Here is a 21,075-nt window from a genome sequence, read left to right as displayed (position 1 = left end):
TGCTGGAATGCTGACAAATGTGGAAAACAGCCTAGGACTGTGCGGCGTGTGCTTCCTGGGTCCACATCAAGCAGGTACGCGTGGCAAGCGCCACCACCACTCCGTCCTGGTTCCTGCCAGTATGTTGCATGGTCACCACACCTTGGCCAGGACGCGAGGACGACAACCTTTTGGCGGTGATCACCGTTTCCGTGTACAGGGTATCCCCGTGATAGAGCGGGTGGGGAAAGGTGACATCCGTCAGCCCCAGCTGGGCGATGATGGTGCCCTGCGTCAGTTGGGTCACTGACTGCCCCACCATCGTGGACAAGGTGAACATCGAGTTCATCAGCCGCTGCCCGAAAGGCTGGGCGGAACTCCAGGCTGCATCCAGGTGCAGCGCCTGGGTGTTCATGGTCAAAGTAGTGAACAGGACGTTATCCGTCTCCGTCACGGTTCGTCCAGGCTTGTGGGCGTAGATCACGCCCTCTTCAAGCTCATCGAAGTACAGTCCACGCTGCTCAACAACACGCGTCATACGGTGAGTTCCTGGTCCTCTTCGAAGAGTTCAGCCCCGGTGGCAGCCACTACATCGTCCAAAGTGACGTTGGGGGCGAGCTCACGAAGTACCAGCCGCGGCTCGCCTTCGTCCTTGACGACGTCGATCACGGCAAGGTCGGTGATGATCCGGTCCACGCAGCCTTTGCCCGTCAAGGGCAGGGTGCAGTCCTTGACGATTTTGGGCCTGCCGTTGCGGTCCACGTGCTCCATCATGACGATCACCTTCTTGGCGCCGAACACGAGGTCCATGGCCCCACCCATGCCCTTGACCATTTTTCCGGGGATCATCCAGTTGGCAAGATCACCGTTGGCGGCCACTTCCATGGCCCCCAGGACCGCCACATCCACGTGGGCCGCCCCGGATCATGCCAAAGGACGAGGCCGAGTCGAAGAATGCAGCCCCCGGTTTAGTCGTGACAGTTTCCTTGCCGGCGTTGATGAGGTCCGGGTCAACCTGGTCCTCGGCGGGGTACGGGCCAACGCCCAGAATGCCGTTCTCGGAATGGAGGATCACTTCCACACCCGCGGGAATGTAGTTGGGGATCAGGGTGGGCATCCCGATCCCCAGGTTCACGTACTGACCGTTGGTGAGTTCCTGGGCTACCCGTGCGGCAAGTTCGTTGCGGCTCCAGCCTTTGGCCTCGTGGTGGTCGACGTCGGCACGCCGGTACTCGTGCCGCACGGCTTCGGGGCGGGGCGGGATGTCATGATACGAGTTGTCGTTCACTGTGCTGCTCCTGCCTGCCCGGTTGCCTGGCTGGTGGTCAGGGCCACCGTCCGTTTCTCAATCCGCTTCTCCGTTGTGGGAGCCACCACCACCCGCTGGACGAAAATGCCAGGGGTATGGATGTGCTCCGGATCCAGCTCGCCGGTTTCCACGAGTTCTTCGACCTCGGCGATTGTTGTCCTGGCAGCCATGGCACAGAGGGGGTTGAAGTTCATGGCTGTTGCATGGAAAACGAGGTTTCCGTGGCGGTCCCCCTTCCACGCATGGACCAAGCCGAAGTCCGGAGTCAGCGACTCTTCCAGCACATAGTCGGCGTCATTGAAGGTGCGCACCTCCTTCGGCGCGGAGGCGATCGCAACGTTCCCCTCGGCGTCGTACTTTTGCGGCAAGCCGCCCTCGGAAACCTGGGTGCCCACACCGGCCTTCGTATAGAAAGCGGGAATGCCTGCACCGCCGGCCCGCAGTTTCTCGGCGAGGGTTCCCTGCGGCGTGAGGACCACCTCCAGTTCACCGGCGAGGTACTGCCTGGCGAATTCCTTATTCTCACCCACGTACGAGCTGATGGTACGGCGGATACGTCCGTCCCTGAGGAGGATGCCCAGGCCCCAGTCGTCCACTCCGCAGTTGTTGCTGACGGTTTCGAGGTCCGTGGTGCCTTGGCTGTGGAGTGCGTCGATGAGTGACACGGGGATACCGCATAAGCCAAAACCGCCAACGGCGAGCGAGGCGCCGTCGGGTATGTCCTTCACCGCTTCCGCGGCGCTGGCAACAACCTTGTCAATCATCCTTGATCCTTCCCGTACGGTTACAGACCCAGCTCGCGGGCGATGAGCATCAGCTGAACCTCGGTGGTGCCCTCCCCGACTTCAAGGATCTTGGAGTCGCGGTAATGGCGCGCCACCGTAAATTCGTTGATGAAGCCATAGCCACCGAACACCTGGGTGGCGTCCCGTGCGTTGTCCATGGCTGCCTCGCCTGCGACCATCTTAGCGATGGCCGCTTCAGTCTTGAACGGCTTGCCGGCCAGCATCCTTGCCGCGGCATCGTAATAGGCCAAACGAGCCGTATGGGCCCTGGCCTGCATCCTTGCGATCTTGAATTGGATGGCCTGGTACTTGCCGATGTTCTGGCCAAATGCGGTGCGTTCCTTGGCATACTTCACCGAAAGGTCCACACAACCCTGGGCCGCGCCCGTGCCCAAAGCGGCAATGGCAATGCGGCCCTCGTCAAGGATCGACAGGAAGTTGGCATACCCCCTGCCCCGCTGGCCCAGGAGGTTCGCCTCAGGAACCCGGACGTTGTCCAACGTCAGCGGATGCGTGTCCGACGCATTCCAGCCCACCTTGTTGTAGGCCCGCTCTGCCTTAAATCCTGGGGTTTCGGTGGGAACCAGGATGGTGGAGATCTCTTTCCTGGTGCTGCCGTCCGCGTTTTCCGTCTTGCCCGTGACGGCGGTGACTGTGACCAAGGTGGTGATGTCGGTGCCGGAGTTCGTGATGAACTCCTTGTTGCCGTTGATGACCCATTCCCCGTTGTCCACGTGGGCGTGGGTCTTGGTACCGCCCGCATCGGAACCTGCTTCCCGCTCAGTCAACCCGAACCCGGCCAGGGATCGTCCGGATGCCAGCTCCGGAAGCCAGCGCTCCTTCTGTTCCTGCGTGCCGAACCGGTACACCGGCATGGCGCCCAGGGACACGCCGGCCTCGAGGGTGATTGCCACGGACTGGTCAACCCGGCCCAACTGCTCCAAAGCCAGCGCCAGGGCAAAATAGTCCCCGCCCATTCCACCGAACTCCTCCGGGAACGGCAGGCCAAACAGCCCCATCTCCCCCATCTGCTTGATGACTTCATAGGGAAAGCTGTGTTCTTCATCGTGTTTGGCAGATACGGGTGCCACCACTTCGTCGGCGAATTCGCGGACGGAATCACTGAGGTCCTGGTACTCCTCGTTGAGGTCAAAACTGCTCATAGCTGGACTTCCTTGTCTGTTTCTGCGGGCTTTTCAGTCTCTGCGGGCCCCTCAAGAGGGGCCGCCGCGTGGATAGTTGCGAGCACCTGGTCGGCTTTGACCAGGTCGCCCGGTTTGCTGGTGAGGTGGACGGTTCCGGCAACCGATGCCACCAGTTGGTGCTCCATTTTCATGGCTTCGACCGACAGGAGCGGCTGTCCCTCCTGGACCATGTCTCCGTTGGCCACTGCCACGGAAACCACCGTTCCGGGCATCGGCGATCGCACCTCCGGGTCCGCAGCACCTTCTTCGCGCTGGATGCCTGCCAGCATCCTCTGAAGACGTTCGGCGCGGTCCAGGACTTCCAGACGGCAGGACCAGCCATCGTTGCCAAGGTAGATGTCCCGGGTCCCGCTGGCCCCCTCGGTCGCTGTGCCAACCGCGTAGGTGACCCGGCCGCCGTCGAGCTCCAGGACGATGCCGTCACCGGTGCGCTCCACCACCGTGACCTTGGCGGCCCGGCCGGCTTCAGGGCCGTCGTCGATGATTGCCGCGAAAGTGCCGGAGTCCTCCGTCAACGCCACTGTGGCGGTGCCGGTTCCGGGCAGTCCAAAGCTGGCTCGCCAAGCGGCCCGCCGGCCGATACGCCACGAGTCCGGCGACCTCCAGGCGCTACCAGCGAGCATGGAAGCACCGGAGTTTTCCTTCTTTTCGAGCCACAGCGCCAGGGCTGCAGCGATCAACTCGTTGGCGCCGACGTGCCTGAATTCCATGGACGGCAGCTTGCGTTCGATCAGCCCCGTGTCCAGGTGGCCGTCGCGGACGTCAGGATCATTGATCAGCAGCCGGAGATATTCCACATTCGTGTCCAAGCCCAGGAGCGTGTACCTGCCCAGGGCGGCGTCCAAGGTGTCCAGCGCAGCGGCGCGGTTGTCGCCCCAGGCGATGACCTTGGCCAGCATGGGATCGTAGTCGCCGGTGATCTCAAGGTCCTCGCGCATAGCGGAGTCGATCCGGACGTTAGCGTTGGAGCGTTGCTCTCCGAGCACCTTGGGATCCGCCCCGCCATTCTCGGCGAGCGCAACGACGCGCCCCATCGAGGGCATGAAGTTCCGTTCCGGTACTTCTGCATAGACGCGCGCCTCTACGGCGTGGCCTTCAAGAACGACGTCGGACTGCGCAACGGTGAGCACCTCACCGGCGGCGATCCGCACCTGCCATTCAACGAGGTCTATCCCGGTGACCATTTCGGTGACGGGGTGCTCCACCTGCAAGCGCGTGTTCATCTCCATGAAGAAGAACTCATCGGGATGTTCGTCGGACACCAGGAATTCCACGGTGCCGGCACCGCTGTATTTGACCGAGCGTGCTGCGTTGCAGGCTGCTTCTCCAATGCGGGCCCGTTCGTCCGGGCCGTCCGCCAGCGATTCGAAGAGTGCCGAAGGAGCTTCCTCGATCACTTTCTGATGGCGGCGTTGGAGGGAACATTCGCGCTCGCCCAGGTGGATGACGTTGCCGTGGTTATCCGCGAGGACCTGGACCTCAATGTGGCGGGGTGCCTTGATGAGCCGCTCCAGGAACAGGGTGTCATCGCCGAACGCCGAAGCTGCCACGCGCCGTGCTGTCTGCAGTGTTGCGGCCATGTCTTCAGGCCGCTCCACGATGTGCATCCCTTTGCCGCCGCCGCCTGCCGAAGGCTTGATGAGCAAAGGAAAACCTACGGACGGCGCAGCGTCGATTAGTTCCTGGTCCGTGAGTCCGGGTACTGCGATTCCGGGTACGCATGGGACGTCGTAGGCCATGACGTGGTTTTTGGAACGGATCTTGTCACCCATGACCTCGATCGCGTCAATGCCCGGTCCGATGAACGTTATCCCCGCCGCGTCAAGGGCTTTGGCGAACTCCACATTCTCGGACAGGAAGCCGTATCCGGGGTGGACGGCCTCCGCACCGCTGCGGCGGCAGGCATCGATGATGGCCTCGATTTTCAAGTAGCTCTCCGAGGGCGCCGTGCCCCCGATCGCCACTGCGGTATCGGCAAGGGCCACGTGCTTGGCGTGCTTGTCCGCGTCCGAATAGACGGCAATGGAGCGGATGCCCATGTCCCTCAGGGTCCGGATCACGCGGCAGGCGATCTCACCGCGGTTGGCAACGAGGACGGCGCTGAACGGACGGGATGCCGCAGTGGCGGCCGGTGCGGTGGTGGTTGGCAGAGTCATGGTCACATCCTGAAGAGACCGAAGGAGGTCTCGGGCAGTTGCTGGCGGGAGACGACGTCCAAAGCCAAGCCCAGGACCCGTCGGGTGTCTGCGGGATCGATGATGCCGTCATCCCAAAGCCGGGCGGTGGAGTAATAAGGGCTGCCTTGTTCCTCGTACTGCTGCCTAATGGGAGCTTTGAAGGCTTCTTCTTCCTCGGCAGACCATTCCTGGCCGGCGGCCTCGTACTGGTCGCGTTTTACCGTTGCAAGGACACTGGATGCCTGGTTTCCGCCCATCACTGAAATGCGGGCAGCTGGCCACATCCACAGGAAACGCGGCGAGTAGGCCCGCCCGCACATGGAGTAGTTTCCGGCGCCGAAGGAGCCGCCGATGACAACTGTCAGCTTGGGGACACTCGCTGTTGCGACCGCCGTGACCATCTTTGCGCCGTTCTTGGCGATGCCGCCTTGCTCGTAGTCCTTGCCCACCATGAAACCCGAGAGGTTCTGCAGGAAAATCAGCGGGACCCCGCGTTGATCGCAGAGTTCGATGAAGTGGGCGCCCTTGAGCGAGGACTCACTGAACAGGACCCCGTTGTTGGCAACGATGCCAACCGGGTGCCCATGAAGATGGGCGAATCCAGTCACCAGCGTGGTGCCATAGTTCTTTTTGAACTCATGGAATTGGGAACCGTCCACGAGCCGGGCAATTACTTCGCGGACATCGTATTGGGCGTTGACGTCTGTGGGGACCACGCCATAAATGCCGGAGGGGTCGACGACGGGCGGCAGGACGACGTCGAGCACGTCCCACGCCGGTTTCGCCGGCTTTGGCAACGTCGCCACGATGTCCCGAACGATCTCCAGCGCGTGCTGGTCGTTCTCGGCGAGGTGGTCCGTAACGCCCGAAATCCGGGAGTGAACGTCGCCGCCTCCCAGTTCCTCGGCGGTGACGATCTCGCCGATCGCTGCCTTCACCAGGGGCGGGCCGCCGAGGAAGATGGTGCCCTGATTTCTTACGATGACAGTCTCATCGCTCATGGCCGGGACATAGGCACCGCCGGCCGTGCACGAGCCCATCACCGAGGCAATTTGAGGAATCTTGGCCGCTGACATTTTGGCTTGGTTGTAGAAGATCCGGCCAAAGTGCTCTTTGTCGGGGAAAACCTCGTCCTGCTTGGGCAGGAATGCTCCCCCGGAATCCACGAGGTAGATGCAGGGAAGCTTGTTTTCCAGGGCAATTTCCTGAGCTCTGAGGTGCTTTTTTACCGTCATGGGGTAGTAAGTGCCGCCCTTGACCGTGGCATCGTTGGAAATCACCAGGACGTGCCGGCCATGAACCAACCCAATACCGGCAATCACTCCTGCGCCCGGCGAATCGTCGTTGTACATGCCGTTGGCGGCCAGGGGCGCTATCTCCAGGAAGGGGCTGCCATCGTCCAGGAGGTAGTCGATTCGCTCGCGGGGCAGCAGTTTGCCTCGGGCGACGTGCCGCTCCCTGGATTTCGCGGGCCCCCCGAGGGCTGCCGCGGCAAGACGTTCCTTCAGCTCCCCTACGAGGGCCAGCTGCGCTTCCTGGTTGGCTTCAAAGGTGCCGCTGTGGGGTCCTGCCACGCTGGCGATTGTCTCCATTGACCACTGTTCCATTCCCGGCCCCAGGCCATTTCGGTTAGTGCCACGTAACTGAAATTTAGGTTAGTCTGTATTAACTGTGATGTCCAGCACGGTGGAACTTCACCAAGGAGGAGAACGTGACCGGAGGCCCGGAAACAGGAACTGTCCCCAGCCCAGCCCTAACTAGCAATCCAGCCCCAGCAAGCAGCCCAGCCCCAGCAACGCAGCGAGGCCAGGCCAAGGAACTCCGCAGGCTGGCATTGCTATCAGCGGCCGCGGGACTCTTTGCGGAGAATGGCTTCACACGGGTTTCGCTGGAGGATCTTGGGGCGGCGGCAGGCGTCAGCGGGCCTGCCGTGTACCGGCACTTCCCCGGCAAGCAGGCTGTCCTTGCCGAGCTTCTCCTCAGCGTCAGCCGCGATCTGCTCGACGGCGGCCTCCGCGTGGTCGCGGAAGCCGGGAACCCCATGGATGCGCTGAAGGGCTTGATCCAGTTCCAAGTGGACTTTGCGCTGAGCAACCCGGACGTCATACGTGTCCAAGACCGCGACTTCGGGAGCCTCAGCAGCACCGACCAAGGCGAAGTCCGGTCCTTGCAACGCGCCTACGTTGAAACGTGGGTGGACGTCCTGGCACGCATCCACTCCGATGCGGATGTCGCCGGCCTCCGTGTCCGGGCGCATGCGGCCTTCGGCCTTATCAACTCCACACCCCACTCTGTCCGCCATCACGGGCGGAAGATCGCGGTCAAGTCGGCCAGACCCATCCTGGAACAGATGGCCCTGGCTGCGCTGACAGCAGCCTGACTGTTTACTCTTTCCGGGAGATCGTGACCGTCTTCCAGTTTCCTCTTAAATTGTCAGACCCCGATGTAATGATTTTGATCATGGAAGACATGGGGCAGCTGGCAGCACTTCGGACGGAACCGTCCCCTGTTGTCGCTGCCCTGGCCGCGGTCCGGTCACAACGCTTCTTGAGCATGCCGGACTTGGTCAAGGCCGGGTTCAAGGATTCGACGGCGTCCATCACCGCCATCAGCCATTTCCACGCTGAACTGGGCAACAGAGCTGGGCTGGGCAACAGAGTTGGGCTGGGCAACGACGCTGGGCTGGGCAACGACGCTGCGCCGCTCAACGGCAAGGCCAAGGTCGCCCGGGCTTCAGGGCCCGCGGGCGACATAGCCACGAGTAGCGGGTCCACAGGCGCCAGATCCACGGACACCAGATCTACGGACGCTAGATCCACAGGCGCCAGATCCACGGACACCGGGTCCACAGGCGCCAGATCCACAGGCGCCAGATCCACAGGCGCCAGATCCACAGGCGCCAGATCCACAGGCGCCAGATCCACAGGCGCCAGATCCACAGGCGCCAGATCCACGGACACCGGATCCACGGGCGCTCCGATGGTAGACGCCTCGGCCCCCGCCGCCGGAAAGATCCGTGACTCAGAGGGGAAAGCTCGCACCGGCCATGGCCCGGAGCTTGCTCAGCCGAGCCCCCATTTCGAAATTAGGCATCCCAATCCTGCAGCTACCGGAGGGGATCTGGCGGCTCTTCTTGAGGACAGTGCGGCTCTTTCGGACCCCCTGCGGTTGTCCGCAGCGGCCGATGCCGCGCGGCTGTGTGGGTTTGTTGAGGCCGCTGACTTTGCCGGCAGGATCGAGGAGATCTCCCGGTCGTTGGAGTACTTGCAGGTTGTCGCGGCGCAGGCGGTGGAAAGGACGCGGAAGGAAGCACAGCAAGCGTCGCCGGGGTCGTCGGCTGGCGCGCCCGAGTGGCGGACCGGTTGGACCGAACCAGCCTCGGATGCGAGGGTTACGGGAACGGGCAGCGTCCTGGATGACGGGTACCGGAATGCCGCTGAGTTCCTTCGGGCCCGGTTGCGGATCAGCATCGGGGAAGCCCGGCGCAGGCTCGCCCTCGCACCCGACGTCCTTCCTCAGGCCGGAATGGCCGGGCAGGAGATCCCGGCCCGGCGCGAAGTGCTGGCCGAAGCCCTCTCCTCAGCTCTGGTGCCTTCCCGGTCCGCAACGATCATCAGCACCGCACTGGACAAAGTCCGTCAGCTCGCCGATGACGGCACCATCGCCCGGATGGAACACGCCCTCACCGCCACGGCTATTGAATCCGACCCGGATTTCGTCACCAAAATGGCCAAACGCTGGGTCGATTCGATCGACCAAGACGGTCCCGAACCGTCCGAAGAAGTTCTCCGCCAACTCCAAGGCGCGTTCCTCCGCCGACGACGCCGCAACGGGCTCCACCACATCGAAATCTTCGCCACCGCAGAACAATACGAAACCCTGGCCACCGCCATGAATACCGCCACCAACCCACGACTCATGGGCCACAACGCCGAGCCCGCCATCGCGCCCGACACCAGCACCAGCACCGGAACGGCCCTCCACCCCCGACCAGAACACTCGTCAGGCGGACCGGATCTGGACCGTCGCACGCGGGCCCAGAAACTGCTCAACGGCCTCGTCGGAGCCTGTGCTGTCGCGATGACCACCGGGAAACTGCCCTCCAACGGCGGACTCCGCCCCCAACTCGCCGTCACCATCGACGAACGCGACCTCTTCGAACGACTCACGGGCCACCAACGACTCACGGGCCACCAAAGACTCAGCACCGGCACAGCAACGTTCCAGGGTCCGATGCACCCCAACACCATCCGCAAAATCGCCTGCGACGCCGACATCCTCCCCGTACTGCTCGGCAGCGAATCCCGCATCCTCGACATCGGCCGCACCACCCGGATTTTCCCACCCCACATCCGCAAAGCCATCACCGCCCGGGACCAAGGCTGCGCGTTCCCCGACTGCAGCATGCCCGCCCCGTGGTGCGAAGCCCACCACATCACCTACTGGTCACACGGCGGCACCACGTCAACCAACAACGGCACCCTGCTCTGCAGCCACCACCACCACCTCATTCACAAAGAAGACTGGCGCATCGACATCACAACAGGGGTTCCGTGGTTCATTCCGCCACCCCACATCGACCCCAAACAAACACCCCGACGCAACCACCACCACACACCCCGGAGAACATAAACCTGCCCGACAACGGTGCCGGGTGCCTCCAGGGAGTGCCCCGGTAGGCGGAAGGTGCCGGGTGCGTCAGGGAGTGCCGCGGTATGCGGAAGGTGCCGGGTGCGTCAGGGAGTGCCGCGGTATGCGGAAGGTGCCGGATGCGTCCACGGGGTGCCCCGGTAGGCCGAACGTGCCGGATGCGTCCACGGGTGCCCCGGTAGGCCGAACGTGCCGGATGCGTCCAGGGAGTGCCGCGGTATGCGGAAGGTGCCGGATGCGATGTACAGATGATTGCCGGGTGCCTTCGCGCGCGCAGAGACGAGTACCAGCGCGCGTGCGCGCGTGCACAGACGGGCGCCAGGCCCCTGGCTCTACCTGCGTCAGTTGCCTGACCGCCCCTACCCGCAACCTGCTACCCGTATGTGCTTGGGCTGTTCCAGTATTCCTAGGACTCACAGGGCCAGTTTCAGGGGCTGTGCGGTCCTCTTGCGGCACATAGGCTGGAGCGGATTACATAACGCGAGGAGCGCATCATGAGGATTGCTGTCACTGGGGGAAGCGGAAAATTGGGCAGGAGCGTGGTCCGCCGGCTGACGCAGGACGGCCACCACGTGCTCAACATGGACCGCGCAGGCAAGAGGGGCCACGGCTACGTAAATGTAGACCTCCGCAACTATGGCGAGGTCCTGGACGTGGTACTTGGTTTGGACGACCAACACAGCGGCTTGGACGCGATCGTCCATTTGGCCGCCATCCCCGCACCGGGGTTGGCTCCGGACGCCGCAATTTTTGAAAACAACATGCTCTCCACCTACAACGTCTTCCAGGCAGCCCGGCGAGCGGGCATCAAGAAAGTGGTTTATGCCTCCAGCGAGACAGTCCTGGGGCTCCCTTTCGATATCGACCCTCCCTACATTCCTGTAGATGAGGAGTACGCGGCGCGGCCTGAGAGCACCTACTCCCTGGTGAAACACCTCGAGGAGCAGATGGCCATCCAGCTCACGCGCTGGGACCCGGCATTGAGCATCACCGCGCTCAGGTTCTCCAACGTGATGGACCCCGAGGATTACGACGCCTTCCCGTCCTTCGACTCGGACGCCACCCTTCGCAAGTGGAATCTGTGGGGCTATATTGATGCCCGCGACGGCGCCCAGGCAGTGGTTCGCGCCTTGGAGAAAAGTGCAGCCGGTTTCGAGACCTTCATCATCGCCGCTTCGGACACCGTGATGAGCCGAAGCAGCGCCGAACTTGCCGCCGAAGTCTTTCCCGGCGTCGAGGTTGTCAAGGAACTGGGCCAGCACGAAACCATGCTGTCCATCGACAAAGCCCGACGGCTCCTTGGCTTTGAGCCGGAACACAGCTGGCGCGATTACCACTCCAACCGGACCACGCCCACAGAGGACTGAACGCGCGGGCTTGAACGCGCAACGGCCCACCCCTTAGCCGCAGTTTCCTGCAAGCACTCGTAAAGGGGTGGGCCGGCGCAGCTTCCTACGTTCGTGAAGCTAGACCATAGTCAACACCATGGCGGGGTCGGACAGGATAGCGCCAAGGTCGGCCAGGAATCGTGAACCCTGTTCCCCATCCACCAAGCGATGGTCGAAGGATAAGCTCAGGGACATCACCTGGCGTACGGCGATCTCATCATCGACCACCCACGGCGCCTTCCTCACGGCACCCAAGGCCACAATGGCCGCCTCCCCCGGATTCAGGATGGGCGTTCCGGCGTCGATCCCAAATACTCCGATGTTGGTAATGGAGATGGTGCCACCCGAAAGATCTGACGGAGACGTCTTGCCGGCACGTGCTGTGTCCGTGAGTTCCGACAGCGCAGTGGCAAGTTCCCGTAGGCTCAGGCGATCGGCATCCTTGATGTTCGGTACCGTCAGGCCTCGCGGCGTAGCGGCCGCGATGCCAAGGTTGACGTAGTTGAACTGGATGATCTCCTGGCGCGCCTCGTCCCAACGGGAATTCAACGTTGGGTTGTTCCGTAGCGCTATCAGGACCGCCTTGGCCGCAACGGTAAGCGGAGTGAGCTTGTAGCCCTCAAACGCTTTGCTTGCCTTGAGCCGCGTGAGCAATTCCATGGTGGCTGTGACATCGATTGTCAGGAATTCCGTCACATGCGGTGCGGTGAAAGCGCTCTGCACCATGGCAGCGGCCGTGAACTTCCGGACACCCTTGATAGGTGTGCGCGTTTCACGCTCGCCGGTGGCTGCCGGCGCCGTTGGTACTGCGCTTGTGCCTTCCGGCTCACCTGTGAAGTTCTGGACGTCTTCCCGCGTGATGAGTCCCCCTGGACCAGTGCCGGGAACCAGCTGGAGGTCAATTCCAAGATCGCGCGCCAGCTTGCGGACCGGCGGTGTGGAACGTGGACGCTCTGCAGGGACATCATCGGATTTGGGCCTTGCCTGCACTGTTGTTGCCGCAGCCTGCACAAGGCCGCGGGCACGGCGGACCGGGCGCCCGGTCTCCTCGACGACGGCGCCATAGCCCACCAGGTTCGGCTCCCTCTTGGCGGGGGTCGCGTCAGCCTCAGGCGACTCGGCCTGTGACGTTTGAGATTGTGGCGTTTGAGATTGCGCCATTTCAGGTTGTGGCGCTGCAGCCTTGGTCTCGACGGCGGTCGGGTTGCCACCGTTGGAGGCCCCGGCGTCGTCCACTTCGAAGGAGACGATCGGCTTGCCGACCTCCACCACGGAACCAGGCTGCTCGTGCAGTGCCGCTACGACGCCGGCGAAAGGCGACGGCAGCTCAACGACGGCCTTGGCCGTCTCAACCTCCGCGATGACCTGATTGAGGGTGACGGTGTCCCCCACTGCGACCTTCCAGCTAAGGATTTCCGACTCGGTCAGGCCTTCGCCAAGGTCCGGCAGCCTGAATTCCTTGATCATGGTAGCGGTCATCCTTCCAGTCCACTCAGGGAGTTGTGGCGGCCCAACGTGCGGTCCACGCCATCCAGAATCCTGTCCAGATCGGGCAAATGATGCATCTCAAGCTTCGAATAGGGATAGGGAACGTCGAAGCCAGTAATGCGGACGGGTGCGGATTCCAGGTAGTTGAAGCAGCGCTCGGTAATGCTGGCCGCAATTTCCGCTCCGAGGCCACCATTTTGGCCGGGCCTCGTGCGTGATGACCAGCCGGCCTGTCTTGCGCACGGATGCCTCAACCACCGGGTAGTCAACCGGGGACAACGAGCGCAGGTCGATGACTTCCACGGAAATTCCTTCATCAGCTGCAGCCTGTGCCGCAGCCTTGGCGGTCTTTACCAGGGGGCCGTAAGCCACCAGGGTGACGTCCGATCCGGCGTTGACCACTGCCGCTTTGTCCAATGGCATCGCTTGGGAGAGCTCGATGGACTCATCGACGTCACCCTTGTCGTGGTAGCGGCGCTTGGGTTCGAAATAGAGAACAGGATCATCGGAGGCAATGGCCTGCTGGATCATTGTGTAAGCGTCCTGCGGGTTGGACACCGCCACTACCCGAAGCCCTGAAGTGTGGGTGAAGTAGGCTTCCGGCGATTCCGAGTGGTGCTCCGGCGAGCCAATGCCACCACCGAAAGGAACGCGGATGGTGATCGGCATCTTGACCCGCCCCTGCGTCCGGTAGTGCATCTTGGCCACCTGGCTGACGATCTGATCGAAGGCAGGATAGATGAAGCCGTCGAACTGGATCTCGCACACTGGGCGGTAGCCCCGGTAGGCCAGGCCCACTGCGGTTCCGATGATGCCGGACTCAGCCAGCGGCGAATCGATCACCCGGTGCTTTCCAAAGTCCTTCTGGAGTCCGTCGGTGACACGAAAGACACCACCGAGGGAACCAATGTCCTCGCCCATGAGGATGACTTTGGGATCGCTTTCCAGGGACTTGCGAAGGCCGGCGTTGATTGCCCGGGCAAATGTGAGCTTGGACATCAGAGTGCACCTTCCTCGACGGGCTGGTTGAAACTGCTCAGGTAGCGCGAATAGTGATCCTTCTGGCGTTCAATCCAGGAGTTGGGTGTGCTGTAGACGTGGTTAAAAACGTCCAACGGCTGCGGATCAGGCATGTTGACGCAGCTGGTTCGGAGCTCGGCTGCGACGGCGTCGGCCTTGGCTTTGACTCTGCCTTCCAGTTCTTCAGTGAGCAGGCCTTTGGCGTCAAGGAGCCGCCGCAGACGGAGAATTGGATCCTTGGCAGCCCAGTCCTCCAGCTCGTTCGGGTCCCGGTACCGCGTGGGATCATCGGCCGTAGTGTGCGGGCCCATGCGGTAGGTGACCGCTTCGATAAAGGTTGGGCCGCCGCCGCTGCGGGCACGGTCCAAAGCCCAGCGGGTAGCAGCCATGACGGCGAGGACATCGTTTCCGTCAACGCGCAGGCTGGGGATGCCGAACCCTGTCGGCCTGTCGGCCAGTTGAACGTGGGACTGCACGCGCACGGGTTCGGAAATAGCCCAATGGTTGTTCTGGCAGAAAAAGACCACGGGAGCCTGGAAACTTGCCGCAAACACCATGGCCTCGCTCACGTCGCCTTCGCTCGTGGCGCCGTCCCCGAAGTAGGCCAGCACCGCCGTGCTGGCGCCGTCCAACTGGACGCCCATGGCGTAACCAGTGGCGTGGAGGCTCTGGGAACCAATGATGATTTGGGGTGTCGCCATGTTGATCCGTTGGGGATCCCAGGCGTACAAGGCGTTTCCGCGCCATACCTGGGCGATCTCTGAGACGTGCGCGCCGCGGATGTACGCCACGCCGCTTTCACGGTAGCTGGGGAAGACAAAGTCGTCGTCGCGCAAGGAGCGGCTTGAGCCGATCTGGGCTGCTTCCTGCCCAAGCAGCGGCGGCCACAGGGCCAGTTCGCCCTGCCTCTGGAGGGCTGTGGCCTCGGTGTCGATGCGGCGGATGACTGTCATGTCCTCAAACAAGGAGCCCAATTGTTCATCGCCGATGTCCTTGATCCAAAGATCAAATTCCGGGTGGCTGATCCGTTCGCCTTCCGGCGACACCAACTGAAGGAGGTTGCCCCCCGTCCGCAAAGGATTTTGTGCACTTTGTCCGGGGCGCGGAGCGTCATTTTGCACTCCCTTGCCCGCCTTATCCGTTAACACAGGTGATCGCAACCTTCCGGCTAGGTTTTGCCGACCCTGCTGGACTTGTGATCCAAGCGCAGACCGGCCCCCTGGCTCCTTCGCCAGCGTTAATTGTGACCCTACTCACAAGACGCATCGGGTACAACTACCGTTGAAAAACTTGAGCATTCTGCCATGTTGGGAGTGGCCGAGCCGTGCTAATCTTGCGCATTATGCAACCTTTGGATGGCACTGACACCCGGCTCCTTTCAGCGATGGCAAAGGATCCCAGAGGGACCGTTGTGGCTCTCGCCCAGAAACTTGGTTTGTCCCGCAATACTGTTCAGGCGCGCATGGCCCAACTCGAGAAGAAGCATGCCTTCCTCTCCTTTGAACGGCGAATCAATCCGGTTGCCCTCGGCTACCCCCTTACGGCGTTCATCACCGTGCATGTCCAGCAACAGAAACTCGCCTCGCTCGCGAAGGATCTTGCGGACATCCCGGAGATCCTGGAAGGTTTCGGGCTGACCGGATCAGCCGACTTGCTCTTGCGTGTGGTGGCGCTGGACGCCGAAGACCTCTACCGGATCAACGGCAAGATCCTTGCATGCGACGGCGTTGACCGCACCGATACTGCCTTGGCGATGCGGGAAATGATTCCGTACCGGGTGCAACCCCTGCTGGGCCGGCGCTCCGAAGGCTGACACCCCCCCGTTTTCACCTGCCGTTACTACGCTTTGGCCCTTGCCTGTGGAACTGCGGATGCGATTTGATTCAGGTGGACGCATCGGGGGCCGGCCAGCGGTTCCTGGCTACGTGGTGGCGCTGCCGCAGGCTGCCGAAAGGGGCACTACAGTGAGCAACCTGCAAGAACCGAATGGTCGCGACGAAACCCGACACAGCGGAAGCGAATACGGCCAGAACCCACCACCCGTCCCACCCGGCCCCCGGGTACCCCCAACCAAACGGGACTCCAGCGCAGTGGCAACAGCCGCCGTCGTCCCCGGGTCCCCAAGGCCAGTATGCGCCGGGACAATATCCGCCTGACCAAAACCCGTACCCGCAAGGCCAGTACCCCCAGGGGCAGTATGCGCCGGGGCAGTACCCACCCGGCCAGTACGGCCAACAGCTTCCGCCGCCGGCCAAGAGCAAAAAGGTGCTTTGGATTGTCCTGGGCATTGTGGCAGGAGTGATCGTCCTGGCCGTGGTGGGCATCCTGGTGTTGGTGAACGTTGTGGGCGGCGCGACGTCGAAGGCGAGGTCTTTGGCTGACGAGTTCACCAATCTGGTGGTTTCAGGGCAAACTGAGCAGGCCTATGACAACTACCTGCACCCGGCCTTGAAGGAAGAACTGGATAAGCAGTCCTTCATCGACGGTATTGCCAGCCTGGAACTTGATGATTCCTGCAAGCCAAATTACAACTCCGTCAGCGTGAATTCGGATAACGGGAATAACAAAGCGGACATCGCGGGAACCTTGCAGTGCACCGGCAAGACCATCGATCTCAAGTACGTTTTCGAGGGCACCAACGATCTCAAAATGAGCAGCATCCGCCTCCGTCCATAAGGGCGGGAAAAAATATTCCGGTTTCCACCCATCCGCAGCAACGCATGGTCCGAATCACTGCTTGAGAGCCCCGCCCGGGGCTCCACAGGACGGCCGGGAACACCCGGCCATCACCGGAAGGTTCGGACCAATGCGTACTTCGCCCAATCGCTTGATCGCCACCATCTTCGGAGCCGTATACCTCTTGGTAGGCGTGCTCGGATTCTTCGTCACCTCAGGAACCGGCTTCTTCGCCACTGAAGGTGCCAACCTGATCATCTTCGCGGTGAACCCCCTGCACAACGTCATTCACCTGGCCATTGGTGCCGCCCTTCTTTATGCAGGCATGAACAGTGTCACGCTTTCCAAATCCGTCAACACGGCGGTGGGCGGTGTCTACCTGCTGGTAGGTATCCTCGGGCTGTTCCTCGTGGGAACTTCGCTGAACATCATCGCCCTGAACGGGGCAGATAACGTGCTGCACCTGGCCAGCGCTGTGGTGCTTCTGGGCGTTGCCCTGTCCCAGGACAAGGCCGTCGTAGCCTCAGCCCGCGCCTGATCACAGAACCCCTGATCACAGAGCCCCTGATCACAGACCCATCGAGACCGAGGACAGCGCCATGGCAGCCAAATATCACCCCACGCTGAACGCCACTGCATTGTTGTTCGTCTACTTCGCAGCCATGGCCGGCGGGATAGTGGAGCTGTCCATTGCGGCCGGCTACCTCACGGTAGCCGGCGCACCTGGCATGGTGTTTGCCGGAGTGGTGGCCCTCGCAGCCGGCCTGGCTTTCCTGGCGTGGTCTTTGTGGGGACTCCACCGGAACTCCCTTGTCTTGCGCCGGCTTGCCTTTCCAGCTTTGCTGGTTGCCGCCGCTGCCCACATCACTGTCCTTGGAGGGGGTTTGGCGGCCGGTGAAGGCTCGCTTGGAGTGAGCCATCTTGCGGCTCTGGGACTAACTCTGATGGCACTTGGCGGAGGCGGTTGGCTGGGCCGGCAGCAAAATACCAACGACGGCGGCGCCCACGGCCTGCCAAGGACCGGGCGGCTTCTGGCAGCCGCGTTCGGGGCCGCCGTCGTTGTTGCATCGGTGGCCACGCCGGGATTGGCCGCATCCATGGCCGGCCAGCACGCCGTTCCCCATGGGGAGCATGGACTGGCGCCCTCGGACGGAACACCTCCCGGACTGGTTCCAGGCGGCCACCACCAGAAGTAATGGCCCGGACCGGCGCACCATCAACATTGCCCTCTGTTGATGGTGCGCCCGGTTCGTGGATCATGGAGCCATGGATCCCGTTGAGGCGCTCGAAGAAATCTCCTTTTGGCTGGAACGCGGCCAAGCCCCTACCTTCAAGGTCCAGGCCTTCAGGAAAGCCGCCGACGCCGTGCGGCAGCTTCCACCCGACGAGCTGGCCAGGCTCGTCCGAAATGGAAGAGTCACCAGCCTGAAAGGTGTTGGGGACCGAAGCGCGGAAGTCATTACCCAGGCAATGGAAGACAGGGTGCCCGACTATCTGGCCGACCTTCGCGAGCGCGGCGCGGAATCGTTGGCATCCGGCGGCGACACGCTCAAGGCAGCGTTACGCGGCGACCTGCACAGCCACAGCAACTGGTCCGACGGCGGTTCACCGATTGAAACCATGGTGGCTGCTGCCAAAACGCTGGGCCGTGAATACCTTGCCCTCACTGACCACTCCCCCAACCTGACCATCGCCAACGGCCTCAGCGTAGAACGGCTTGAAAAGCAGCTGGGTGTGGTGGAAGGGATCAACGCCAATCAGGACGGCTTCCGGTTGCTCAAAGGCATCGAAGTGGACATCCTTGAGGACGGGACATTGGACCAATCGCCGGAAATGCTGGACCGGCTGGACGTGGTGGTGGCCAGTGTCCACTCGAAGCTGCGCTCGGACAAGAAGACCATGACCAAGCGGATGCTTGGTGGAATAAGCGATCCACACACGAACGTTCTGGGGCATTGCACCGGCCGTCTGGTCCAAGGATCCCGCGGCACCCGGCCCGAGTCCGAATTCGACGCCGCCAAGGTCTTCACCGAATGTGCCGAGTGGGGTGTCGCCGTCGAAATCAATTCACGGCCGGAGCGGCAGGACCCTCCGGACGCGCTGATCAAGATGGCGCTTGATGCCGGCTGCTTGTTCAGCATTGACAGTGATGCCCATGCCCCCGGCCAGCTCGATTTCCTTCAGTACGGCGCCGAACGTGCCGAGGCGCTTGGCGTGCCTAAGGAACGGATCGTCACCACATGGCCGTTGGAGCAGTTGAAGGAATGGCTAAGCCTCAAGAAGTGAGTTAGTGCTGGCGCGCCTGGGGGCTCCCCCGCCGTATGGCAGAGGAGCCCCCGCGTTTGGCCTGGTCCTTGGTGACCTTAGTGGTCCACTGCTTTCTCTGCACCGACACCTGTCAGCGAGCGGACTTCCATCTCCGCTTGTTTGGCTGGATCCTCACGGCGCTTGTCCAGGACGGTCCCCAGCCAGCCCAGCAGGAAGGCGAGGGGGATCGATACGATGCCCGGGTTGCTCAGCGGGAAGAACGCGAAGTTGGCTCCCTGGATCATGGACGTCTTTGCACCAGAGACCACGGGCGAGAACGTGATGAGCAGGATGGCCGAGGCCAATCCGCCGTACATGCTCCATACGGCGCCCTGCGTGGTGAACTTCCGCCAGAACAACGAGTAAACGATGGTTGGCAGGTTGGCCGAAGCTGCCACTGCGAAGGCGAGAGCCACCAGGAAGGCCACGTTCTGGCCGTTGGCGAAGATACCGCCCAGGATGGCCAGGATGCCGATCACTACTACGGTGCGCCGGGCCACCTTCACCTCTGTGGTTGCATCGGCTTTGCCCTTGGAGATGACGTTCGCGTAGATATCGTGGGCGAACGAGGCTGCCGCCGTGATGGTCAGGCCCGCAACAACGGCAAGGATGGTGGCGAAAGCAACAGCGGAGATGAAGCCGAGCAGCAGCGGCCCGCCGAGGTGGAAGGCCAGCAGGGGCGCGGCAGAGTTGACGCCGCCTGGGGCCGATTTGATGGTGTCTGCTCCAACCAAAGCTGCAGCACCGTAACCCAGCACCAGCGTGAACAGGTAGAACAGGCCGATCAGCCAGATCGACCAGACCACGGATTTGCGTGCTTCCTTGGCGGTGGGAACCGTGTAGAAACGCATCAAAACGTGTGGGAGGGCAGCTGTGCCCAGGACCAACGCCAAGCCCAGGGACATGAAATCAAGCTTGGACGTCTCCGTCTTGCCGTACTGCAGGCCTGGGTTGAGAACGGCAGGGTTGTTGGCGGCTTCGGCGGCGGAGCCGAGCAGGTTGGAGAGATTGAATCCGTAGATCGCCAGCACCCAGGCAGTCATGACTGCAGCTCCAGCGATCAGCAGGATGGCTTTGATGATCTGCACCCAGGTGGTGCCCTTCATGCCTCCGATGAGGACGTACATGATCATCAATGCGCCGACGACGATGATCACCAAAGCTTGTCCGCCCCAGTCGCTGATGCCCAGGAGGAGCGAAATCAAGCTGCCGGCTCCTGCCATTTGCGCGAGGAGGTAAAAGAAGCAAACCGCGAGTGTGGAGAGGGCAGCCGCTATGCGGACCGGCCGCTGGCGCAGCCTGAAGGACAAGACATCGGCCATGGTGAACTTGCCGGTATTGCGCAAGAGCTCGGCCACGAGGAGCAACGCCACCAACCAGGCGACAAGGAAGCCGATTGAGTAAAGGAACCCGTCATATCCGTTGATCGCAATGGCGCCAGTGATACCGAGGAACGAGGCCGCAGAAAGGTAGTCGCCCGCAATCGCGGTGCCATTCTGTGAACCGGTGAAGGAACGGCCGGCCGCATAGTAGTCGGCCGCGGTCTTGTTGTTCCTGCTTGCCCGGAAGACGATCACCATGGTGACCGCCACGAAGAGGGCGAAAATGCCCATATTGAGGAGCGTCGTATCCTTCAATGCTGCAACGTTGACCGCGGGGACAACGGTGCTGATGTGGTTCGTGTTCATTTGGCTGCCCCGCGGATCATGTTGCCATCCTTATCGAACTGGTGGCCCTCGATCTCATTGCGGATCGATGCCGCGATGGGGTCCAGCTTCCTGTTGGAGTAGCTCACGTACCAAGCCGTGATGCCGAAAGTGGTGACGAATTGGAGCAGCCCGAGGATCAGGCCGACGTTGATGTTGCCCCAAACTTTGATGGACATGAAGCCGACGGCGTAGTCGGCCAAGAGAACGTAGGCGAAATACCAGAGCAGGAACGCCACTGCCATCGGGAAGACAAAACTGCGGTGCCGCTTGCGCAGCGTCTTGAACCGTTCCGTCTGCTGGACTTCCTGGAAGTCCACGGACGCTGTTGCGTCTTGGGGTTGGGCCTCATTACCCATGGTTCCTCCTGATTGTGATGTGTCCA

17 protein-coding genes and 2 pseudogenes are annotated in these 21,075 nt (G+C 62.1%); 8 read left to right on the top strand and 11 right to left on the bottom strand.

Annotated features, from left to right (window positions below; genetic code table 11):
• Window positions 1-31 precede the first annotated feature (31 nt).
• From LDP01_RS17890 to LDP01_RS17865, 6 genes and pseudogenes are all read right to left on the bottom strand, one after another.
• A complete protein-coding gene (locus tag LDP01_RS17890) occupies window positions 32-517 on the bottom strand; it encodes a MaoC family dehydratase (RefSeq protein WP_223948528.1) in 486 nt (161 codons plus the stop codon).
• Window positions 514-1,267, bottom strand: a pseudogene (locus tag LDP01_RS17885) (CoA transferase subunit B). The gene LDP01_RS17890 and the pseudogene LDP01_RS17885 overlap by 4 nt, the downstream one beginning before the upstream one ends.
• Window positions 1,264-2,052, bottom strand: coding sequence for a CoA transferase subunit A (locus tag LDP01_RS17880; RefSeq protein WP_224092240.1), 789 nt, complete (start codon window positions 2,050-2,052; stop codon window positions 1,264-1,266). The pseudogene LDP01_RS17885 and the gene LDP01_RS17880 overlap by 4 nt, the downstream one beginning before the upstream one ends.
• A gap of 20 nt (window positions 2,053-2,072) precedes the next feature.
• Window positions 2,073-3,236 carry an acyl-CoA dehydrogenase family protein gene (locus LDP01_RS17875; RefSeq protein ID WP_224092238.1) on the bottom strand — a complete coding sequence of 388 codons (1,164 nt, stop codon included), beginning with the start codon at window positions 3,234-3,236 and terminating at the stop codon, window positions 2,073-2,075.
• Entirely contained in the window at window positions 3,233-5,434 is a 2,202-nt protein-coding gene (locus tag LDP01_RS17870) for an ATP-binding protein (protein WP_224092228.1), read from the bottom strand. The genes LDP01_RS17875 and LDP01_RS17870 overlap by 4 nt, the downstream gene beginning before the upstream one ends.
• Window positions 5,435-5,436: 2 nt before the next feature.
• On the bottom strand, window positions 5,437-7,047 hold the full coding sequence (locus LDP01_RS17865; RefSeq protein WP_224092226.1) for a carboxyl transferase domain-containing protein: 1,611 nt from the start codon (window positions 7,045-7,047) through the stop codon (window positions 5,437-5,439).
• A gap of 119 nt (window positions 7,048-7,166) precedes the next feature.
• Between LDP01_RS17865 and LDP01_RS17860 the strand changes: the two genes are divergently transcribed.
• The 3 genes from LDP01_RS17860 to LDP01_RS17850 all read left to right on the top strand — a co-directional run bounded on the left by LDP01_RS17860 (window position 7,167) and on the right by LDP01_RS17850 (window position 11,472).
• Window positions 7,167-7,835 (top strand): SACE_7040 family transcriptional regulator, encoded by a 669-nt coding sequence (locus LDP01_RS17860; RefSeq protein WP_276573610.1) that lies wholly within the window; start codon window positions 7,167-7,169, stop codon window positions 7,833-7,835.
• A gap of 599 nt (window positions 7,836-8,434) precedes the next feature.
• Window positions 8,435-10,087 carry an HNH endonuclease signature motif containing protein gene (locus LDP01_RS17855; RefSeq protein WP_527249092.1) on the top strand — a complete coding sequence of 551 codons (1,653 nt, stop codon included), beginning with the start codon at window positions 8,435-8,437 and terminating at the stop codon, window positions 10,085-10,087.
• A gap of 512 nt (window positions 10,088-10,599) precedes the next feature.
• Entirely contained in the window at window positions 10,600-11,472 is an 873-nt protein-coding gene (locus tag LDP01_RS17850) for an NAD-dependent epimerase/dehydratase family protein (protein WP_224092224.1), read from the top strand.
• Window positions 11,473-11,571: 99 nt separating this feature from the next.
• On the opposite strand, the gene LDP01_RS17845 is transcribed toward LDP01_RS17850, so the two are convergent.
• From LDP01_RS17845 to pdhA, 3 genes and pseudogenes are all read right to left on the bottom strand, one after another.
• The gene (locus LDP01_RS17845) at window positions 11,572-12,972 is read right to left on the bottom strand and encodes a dihydrolipoamide acetyltransferase family protein (protein ID WP_224092222.1); all 1,401 of its coding nucleotides are present in this window, start codon (window positions 12,970-12,972) and stop codon (window positions 11,572-11,574) included.
• A pseudogene (locus LDP01_RS17840) lies at window positions 12,969-13,980 on the bottom strand (alpha-ketoacid dehydrogenase subunit beta). Before LDP01_RS17840 ends, LDP01_RS17845 begins: the two are co-directional and overlap by 4 nt.
• The gene (gene pdhA / locus LDP01_RS17835; RefSeq protein ID WP_396133494.1) at window positions 13,980-15,149 is read right to left on the bottom strand and encodes a pyruvate dehydrogenase (acetyl-transferring) E1 component subunit alpha; all 1,170 of its coding nucleotides are present in this window, start codon (window positions 15,147-15,149) and stop codon (window positions 13,980-13,982) included. The pseudogene LDP01_RS17840 and the gene pdhA overlap by 1 nt, the downstream one beginning before the upstream one ends.
• A 194-nt stretch (window positions 15,150-15,343) precedes the next feature.
• On the opposite strand from pdhA, the gene LDP01_RS17830 reads away from it, so the two are divergent.
• The 5 genes from LDP01_RS17830 (at window position 15,344) to LDP01_RS17810 (ending at window position 18,963) form a co-directional block, all read left to right on the top strand.
• Window positions 15,344-15,814, top strand: coding sequence for an Lrp/AsnC family transcriptional regulator (locus LDP01_RS17830; protein ID WP_224092218.1), 471 nt, complete (start codon window positions 15,344-15,346; stop codon window positions 15,812-15,814).
• A gap of 173 nt (window positions 15,815-15,987) precedes the next feature.
• Window positions 15,988-16,677 (top strand): hypothetical protein, encoded by a 690-nt coding sequence (locus LDP01_RS17825; RefSeq protein WP_224092216.1) that lies wholly within the window; start codon window positions 15,988-15,990, stop codon window positions 16,675-16,677.
• A 130-nt stretch (window positions 16,678-16,807) separates the two neighbouring features.
• Complete coding sequence (locus tag LDP01_RS17820) at window positions 16,808-17,215, top strand: DUF4383 domain-containing protein (protein ID WP_223936509.1); 408 nt, start codon at window positions 16,808-16,810, stop codon at window positions 17,213-17,215.
• A 61-nt stretch (window positions 17,216-17,276) separates the two neighbouring features.
• Window positions 17,277-17,873 carry a hypothetical protein gene (locus LDP01_RS17815; RefSeq protein ID WP_224092213.1) on the top strand — a complete coding sequence of 199 codons (597 nt, stop codon included), beginning with the start codon at window positions 17,277-17,279 and terminating at the stop codon, window positions 17,871-17,873.
• 70 nt (window positions 17,874-17,943) lie between these two features.
• Complete coding sequence (locus tag LDP01_RS17810; RefSeq protein ID WP_224092211.1) at window positions 17,944-18,963, top strand: PHP domain-containing protein; 1,020 nt, start codon at window positions 17,944-17,946, stop codon at window positions 18,961-18,963.
• A gap of 77 nt (window positions 18,964-19,040) precedes the next feature.
• On the opposite strand, the gene LDP01_RS17805 is transcribed toward LDP01_RS17810, so the two are convergent.
• Together LDP01_RS17805 and LDP01_RS17800 are read right to left on the bottom strand one after the other, a co-directional pair.
• Window positions 19,041-20,672, bottom strand: a complete 1,632-nt coding sequence (locus LDP01_RS17805) for a monocarboxylic acid transporter (RefSeq protein ID WP_224092209.1) — start codon at window positions 20,670-20,672, stop codon at window positions 19,041-19,043.
• Window positions 20,669-21,049, bottom strand: coding sequence for a DUF485 domain-containing protein (locus LDP01_RS17800; RefSeq protein WP_224092207.1), 381 nt, complete (start codon window positions 21,047-21,049; stop codon window positions 20,669-20,671). The genes LDP01_RS17805 and LDP01_RS17800 overlap by 4 nt, the downstream gene beginning before the upstream one ends.
• Between the last annotated feature and the right edge of the window lie 26 nt (window positions 21,050-21,075).

This window comes from Arthrobacter sp. StoSoilB13 (assembly GCF_019977255.1).
Taxonomy (GTDB): domain Bacteria; phylum Actinomycetota; class Actinomycetes; order Actinomycetales; family Micrococcaceae; genus Arthrobacter.
The sequence above is the reverse complement of the archived record's forward strand: the minus strand, read 5'-3'. Positions and strand labels throughout refer to the sequence as shown.

Excerpts from the sequence above, each read along its gene's own strand:
- LDP01_RS17890 (WP_223948528.1), bottom strand. The coding sequence starts at position 517 with ATGACGCGTGTTGTTGAGCAGCGTGGACTGTACTTCGATGAGCTTGAA.
- LDP01_RS17880 (WP_224092240.1), bottom strand. The coding sequence starts at position 2,052 with ATGATTGACAAGGTTGTTGCCAGCGCCGCGGAAGCGGTGAAGGACATA.
- LDP01_RS17875 (WP_224092238.1), bottom strand. The coding sequence starts at position 3,236 with ATGAGCAGTTTTGACCTCAACGAGGAGTACCAGGACCTCAGTGATTCC.
- LDP01_RS17870 (WP_224092228.1), bottom strand. The coding sequence starts at position 5,434 with ATGACTCTGCCAACCACCACCGCACCGGCCGCCACTGCGGCATCCCGT.
- LDP01_RS17865 (WP_224092226.1), bottom strand. The coding sequence starts at position 7,047 with ATGGAGACAATCGCCAGCGTGGCAGGACCCCACAGCGGCACCTTTGAA.
- LDP01_RS17855 (WP_527249092.1), top strand. The coding sequence starts at position 8,435 with ATGGTAGACGCCTCGGCCCCCGCCGCCGGAAAGATCCGTGACTCAGAG.
- LDP01_RS17850 (WP_224092224.1), top strand. The coding sequence starts at position 10,600 with ATGAGGATTGCTGTCACTGGGGGAAGCGGAAAATTGGGCAGGAGCGTG.
- LDP01_RS17845 (WP_224092222.1), bottom strand. The coding sequence starts at position 12,972 with ATGACCGCTACCATGATCAAGGAATTCAGGCTGCCGGACCTTGGCGAA.
- LDP01_RS17830 (WP_224092218.1), top strand. The coding sequence starts at position 15,344 with ATGCAACCTTTGGATGGCACTGACACCCGGCTCCTTTCAGCGATGGCA.
- LDP01_RS17825 (WP_224092216.1), top strand. The coding sequence starts at position 15,988 with ATGGTCGCGACGAAACCCGACACAGCGGAAGCGAATACGGCCAGAACC.
- LDP01_RS17820 (WP_223936509.1), top strand. The coding sequence starts at position 16,808 with ATGCGTACTTCGCCCAATCGCTTGATCGCCACCATCTTCGGAGCCGTA.
- LDP01_RS17815 (WP_224092213.1), top strand. The coding sequence starts at position 17,277 with ATGGCAGCCAAATATCACCCCACGCTGAACGCCACTGCATTGTTGTTC.
- LDP01_RS17810 (WP_224092211.1), top strand. The coding sequence starts at position 17,944 with ATGGATCCCGTTGAGGCGCTCGAAGAAATCTCCTTTTGGCTGGAACGC.
- LDP01_RS17805 (WP_224092209.1), bottom strand. The coding sequence starts at position 20,672 with ATGAACACGAACCACATCAGCACCGTTGTCCCCGCGGTCAACGTTGCA.
- LDP01_RS17800 (WP_224092207.1), bottom strand. The coding sequence starts at position 21,049 with ATGGGTAATGAGGCCCAACCCCAAGACGCAACAGCGTCCGTGGACTTC.